Raw genomic sequence first — 4,761 nt, 5'->3', positions numbered from 1 at the left:
GGCGCGCAGCGCCTGCATTTCAGGGGCGCGGGGCTGTCACATCAGCGGCTCCGCCGCGGGGCGCGAGAAGCCCCATTGGCGTGCACCCGGCGATCTACCGGTTACGGCCGCGGCGGCCACGGGTCCCCCCACTGCGCGTCCCGGGCCGCCCGGTACAGCGCCCCGTGCTTCTTCGTCACCGTCACCCGGTCCAGCCCGGGCACCGGCTCGCACAGGTCGAGGAGGACCTGCCCCTTGCGGATCTGCGGCCTGCGCACGACCCGCGCGCGCGGGTCCCGCGGCGCGAACCGCGTCGCCGCGACGTACGCGAACTTCTCGTCCTCGTACGCGAGCGACCCGCCCTTGACCTGCCGGTGCAGGGACGACCGGCTGACCCGCGCCGAGAAGTGGCACCAGTCGGTGCCGGGCACGATCGGGCAGGCCGCGCTGTGCGGGCACGGGGCCGCGACGTGGAAACCTGCGGCGATCAGCGCGTCCCGGGCCTCGATGACGCGCTCGTACCCGTCGGGCGTACCGGGCTCGACGACGACGACCGCGCCGGTCGCCGCACCGGCCGCCGCGGCGGTCAGCGCCGCCCGGTCCGCCGCGGTCAGCTCCTTGAGGACGTAGGAGACCGTGACGAGGTCCGTCGCGGGCAGCCCCGGCGCGGCGCCGATCCGGGACCGCTCCCAGCGGACGCCGGACGCCAGCCACGGGTCGGCGGCGGCCAGTTCGCGCCCCAGGTCGAGCGCGGGCTGCGACCAGTCGAGGACCGTCGTGGGGCGCGCGGCGGGGAAGACGGTGCGGGCCGCCCAGACCGCCGCCCCGGTGCCGCCGCCGATGTCGAGGTGCCCGGCGGGCGACCAGTCCTCGGGGGCCGCGCCGGCGAGGGCGTCGAGCGCGGAGCGGACCGCCTCGTAGGTGGCCGGCATCCGGTACGCGGCGTACGCCGCGACGTCCGCCCGGTCCCGCAGGATCGGCGCGTCGGTCGGGGTGGTGCCCCGGTAGCTGGCGATGAGCCGGTCCACGGCGCGGGCCGCCTGGGTCGGCGGCAGGCCGTCGAGGAGTCCGGCGAGGGCCGAGCGCAGGGTGTCGGCGGGTGACTGGGTGGGGGCGTTCACCCGGGAATTTTAGGGCCTGCGCCCGGTGCCGCCGTGCCGCGCTACGGCCCGAGCGGGATCACCGCCCGGGCCAGCCGGGTGGCCGCGGCCGCGCGCGGGGCGCTGTCGGCGGGGCGGCGGCGCGGGTGGACCGTGTTGGCGAGCAGCACGAGGAAGGTGTCCGTGGCCGGGTCGATGACCAGGGAGGTGCCGGTGAAGCCGGTGTGGCCGGCCGCGCCGGAGCCCGCGAGCTCCCCCATGAACGCGGGCTGGTCGACGGCGAAGCCGAGCCCGGGCGCGGCCAGCATGAGGTCGACGAAGTCGGGCCCGAGGATGCGGGCGGTGCCGTACGAGCCGCCGCCGAGCAGGGTGCGGCACAGGACGGCGAGATCGTGCGCGGTCGAGAAGAGGCCCGCGTGACCGGCGACGCCGCCGAGCGCCCACGCGTTCTCGTCGTGCACCTCGCCGCGCAGCATGCCGCGGTCGGCCTTGGCCCAGGGGCGGCCCTGGTCCTCGGTGGCGGCGGCGCCCGGCCGGGGCCCGTAGGAGGTGGCGGTCATGCCGAGCGGGCGGGTGATGCCGTCGCGGACCAGCACGTCGAGCGGGCGGCCGGTGATCCGCTCCAGGAGGTGCTGGAGCAGCAGCATGTTCAGGTCGGAGTAGCGGTACTCCCCCGGCGGGAAGGCCGGCTCCTCGGCGCGCAGGGCGGCGGTGCGGGCGGCCTGGTCCCGGGCGGCGTACAGCGGGAGTTCGGGGCGCAGGCCCGAGGTGTGGGTGAGCAGGCCGCGCACGGTGAGGCCGTGGGCGGCGGCGCCGGTGAACTCGGGCAGGTAGGCGCCGACCTTCGCGTCGATGCCGAGGGTGCCGCGCTCGATCTGCTGGACGACGGCGATCGACGTGAAGAGCTTGGTGAGGGAGGCCAGGTCGAAGGCGGTGTCCAGGGTCATGGGGACGCGGGCGGCGGGCGGCAGTTCGACGCCCCGGTCGACGCGTTCGTCGTAGGCGCTGTAGCGCACGGCCCAGCCGCAGACCGCCTCGGCGGCGATCACCGGGCCGCGTCCGGCGAGCAGGACGGCGCCCGCGCACCAGGGGCGGGCGCCTTCGGGCAGCATCCGTACGTCTCTGACGAGGCGGGCCAGTTGTCCGGCGTCGAGCCCGGCCCGCTCGGGGGTTCCGTGGCGCAGTCGTGGCGTGCTCAGAGCGCCCGCACCTCCCCGGTCCGCTGCTGCCAGGGGCGGCACAGGGTGACGAAGGCGAGCGCGGCGGCGAGGCCGCAGCCGACCTGGACGACGGCCATGGGCACGGCGGTGTGCTCGCCCGCGATGCCGACGAGCGGCGAGGCGACCGCGCCGATCAGGAACGAGGAGGTGCCGAGCAGCGCGGAGGCGGAGCCGGCCGCGTGCGGGGTGCGCATGAGGGCGAGCGCGTTCGTGTTCGGCGTCGCGAGGGCCATCGAGGCCATGAGGACGAACAGCCCCGCGGAGACCGGCACGAGGCCCAGCTCCTGCGGGCTGCCGAAGGCCCCGGTCGCGACGAGGAGCAGGAAGAGCGCGGCGAGGACGATCAGCGCGAGTCCGGTGCCGAGCACCTTGTCGAGGTCGACGCGGCCGACGAGCAGCTTGCCGTTGATCTGGCCGACGGCGATCAGGCCGACCGAGTTGAGTCCGAAGAGGAGGCTGAAGGTCTGCGGGGACGCGCCGTAGATCTCCTGGATCACGAACGGGGAGGCGCTGATGTAGGCGAACAGCGCGGCGAACGCGAAGCCGCCCGCGATCATGTACCCGGCGAAGACCCGGTCGGCGAGCAGCCCGCGCATGGTGCGCAGCGCCTCGCCGACGCCCCCGGCGTGCCGCCGCTCCGGCGCCAGCGTCTCGGGCAGGGCCTTCCACACCAGCGCGGTGAGGGCGAGGCCGATGACCGTGAGCACGACGAAGACGCCGCGCCAGTCGGTGACGCGCAGCACCTGACCGCCGATCAGCGGGGCGACGATCGGGGCGACACCGGAGATCAGCATGAGCGTCGAGAAGAAGCGGGCCATGGCGACACCGTCGTAGAGATCGCGCACGACGGCACGGGCGATGACGATGCCGGCCGCGCCCGCGAGGCCCTGGAGCAGCCGGAAGGCGATGAGCAGGGCGGCGCTCGGTGCGAGGGCGCAGATCGCGGTGGCGGCGACGTAGACGAGCAGTCCGGCGAGGAGCGGGCCGCGCCGGCCCCAGCGGTCGCTCATCGGGCCGACCACCAGCTGGCCGAGCGCCATGCCGGTCAGGCACGCGGTCAGGGTGAGCTGTGCGGTGGCCGCGGAGGTGTGCAGGGCGCCGGTCACCTGGGGCAGGGCCGGGAGGTACATGTCCATCGACAGCGGCGGCACGGCGGTCAGTCCGCCGAGCACGAGGGTGACGAGGAGTCCCGTGCGCGCGGCGGGCGGCAGCGCCCGCGGCGGGGGCGACGCAGGAGGCGCCGTTCCGGTGTCCCGTGCCGTCCCGGTGCTACAGCTCTCCGCCATCCCGAAGCTCCCCGTTCCCTTCCCGTCCCCGCCGGCTCTCCCGGTCGTACGTGCGATTACCTATGCTCTCAGCTCGGCGGAGTGGTCGGGACCGACCGACGGGCGACAGACAGGTGGGCCGGGATGGCTGGGGAACGCGTGCGCTGGGGAATTCTCGCGACGGGCGGTATCGCCGCGTCGTTCACGGCGGATCTGCTCGATCTGCCGGACGCCGAGGTGGTGGCGGTGGCCTCCCGCTCCGAGGCGTCGGCGAAGGCGTTCGCCGACCGGTTCGGCATCGGCCGGGCGTACGGCGACTGGGCCTCGCTGGCCGCGGACCAGGACGTCGACGTCGTGTACGTGGCCACACCGCACTCGGCGCACCGCGAGGCGGCCGGGCTCTGCCTGGAGGCGGGGCGCGCGGTGCTCTGCGAGAAGGCGTTCACGCTGAACGTGCGGGAGGCCGAGGAGCTGGTGGCGCTCGCGCGCGAGCGGGGCCTGTTCCTCATGGAGGCCATGTGGATGTACTGCAACCCGATGATCCGGCGGCTGAAGGCGCTCGTCGACGACGGGGCGATCGGTGAGGTCCGCACGGTCCAGGCCGACTTCGGGCTCGCGGGCCCCTTCCCCCGGTCGCACCGGCTGCGGGACCCCGCGCAGGGCGGCGGGGCGACGCTGGACCTCGGCGTGTACCCGGTGTCGTTCGCGCACCTGCTGCTCGGCGAGCCGGCCGCCGTGACGGCGTCGGCGGAGCTCTCGCCCGAGGGCGTCGACCTGCAGACCGGGATGCTGCTGTCCTGGGAGAGCGGGGCGCGGGCGCTGCTGCACTGCGCGATCAACTCCGGTACGGGGGTGACGGCTTCGGTGACGGGGTCCGCGGGGCGCATCGACGTGCCCGGCGGGTTCTTCCACCCGGAGCGGTTCGTGCTGCACCGGGACGGGCGGGAGCCGCAGGAGTTCGCGGCGGATCCGGTGGACGGGCCGCGGGACTCGTACCGACACGAGGCGCGTGAGGTGATGTCCCGGCTGCGGGCCGGTGCGACGGAGTCGGCCCTCGTGCCGTTGGAGGGGACGCTGGCCGTGATGCGCACGCTGGACGCTGTGCGCTCGGCGGTCGGGGTGCGGTACCCCGGGGAGCGGTGAGCTGTCCCGTCGCCGGGTGCGCGCCGGTGGGGGCTGGTCGCGCAGTTCCCCGCG

Annotated in this window: 4 protein-coding genes; 1 reads left to right on the top strand and 3 read right to left on the bottom strand. The window is 75.4% G+C overall.

The features are described 5' to 3' along the window. Positions 1-101 precede the first annotated feature (101 nt). The 3 genes from GTW43_RS17115 to GTW43_RS17105 form a co-directional block, all read right to left on the bottom strand. Positions 102-1,100, bottom strand: a complete 999-nt coding sequence (locus tag GTW43_RS17115; RefSeq protein WP_161302893.1) for a small ribosomal subunit Rsm22 family protein — start codon at positions 1,098-1,100, stop codon at positions 102-104. A gap of 41 nt (positions 1,101-1,141) precedes the next feature. After that, entirely contained in the window at positions 1,142-2,191 is a 1,050-nt protein-coding gene (locus GTW43_RS17110; RefSeq protein WP_237536640.1) for a serine hydrolase domain-containing protein, read from the bottom strand. An 83-nt stretch (positions 2,192-2,274) separates the two neighbouring features. Further along, positions 2,275-3,585, bottom strand: a complete 1,311-nt coding sequence (locus GTW43_RS17105) for a multidrug effflux MFS transporter (protein WP_161302891.1) — start codon at positions 3,583-3,585, stop codon at positions 2,275-2,277. A 123-nt stretch (positions 3,586-3,708) separates the two neighbouring features. On the opposite strand from GTW43_RS17105, the gene GTW43_RS17100 reads away from it, so the two are divergent. After that, positions 3,709-4,707, top strand: a complete 999-nt coding sequence (locus GTW43_RS17100) for a Gfo/Idh/MocA family oxidoreductase (protein ID WP_161302890.1) — start codon at positions 3,709-3,711, stop codon at positions 4,705-4,707. The last annotated feature ends 54 nt before the right edge of the window (positions 4,708-4,761 follow it).

This window comes from Streptomyces sp. SID5785, assembly GCF_009870065.1.
Classification (GTDB): Bacteria; Actinomycetota; Actinomycetes; order Streptomycetales; family Streptomycetaceae; genus Streptomyces.
The sequence above is the reverse complement of the archived record's forward strand: the minus strand, read 5'-3'. Positions and strand labels throughout refer to the sequence as shown.

What these genes read in the sequence shown, in the direction of transcription:
- GTW43_RS17100 (WP_161302890.1), top strand. Translation starts at nt 3,709, where the DNA reads ATGGCTGGGGAACGCGTGCGCTGGGGAATTCTCGCGACGGGCGGTATC.
- GTW43_RS17110 (WP_237536640.1), bottom strand. Translation starts at nt 2,191, where the DNA reads ATGCTGCCCGAAGGCGCCCGCCCCTGGTGCGCGGGCGCCGTCCTGCTC.
- GTW43_RS17105 (WP_161302891.1), bottom strand. Translation starts at nt 3,585, where the DNA reads ATGGCGGAGAGCTGTAGCACCGGGACGGCACGGGACACCGGAACGGCG.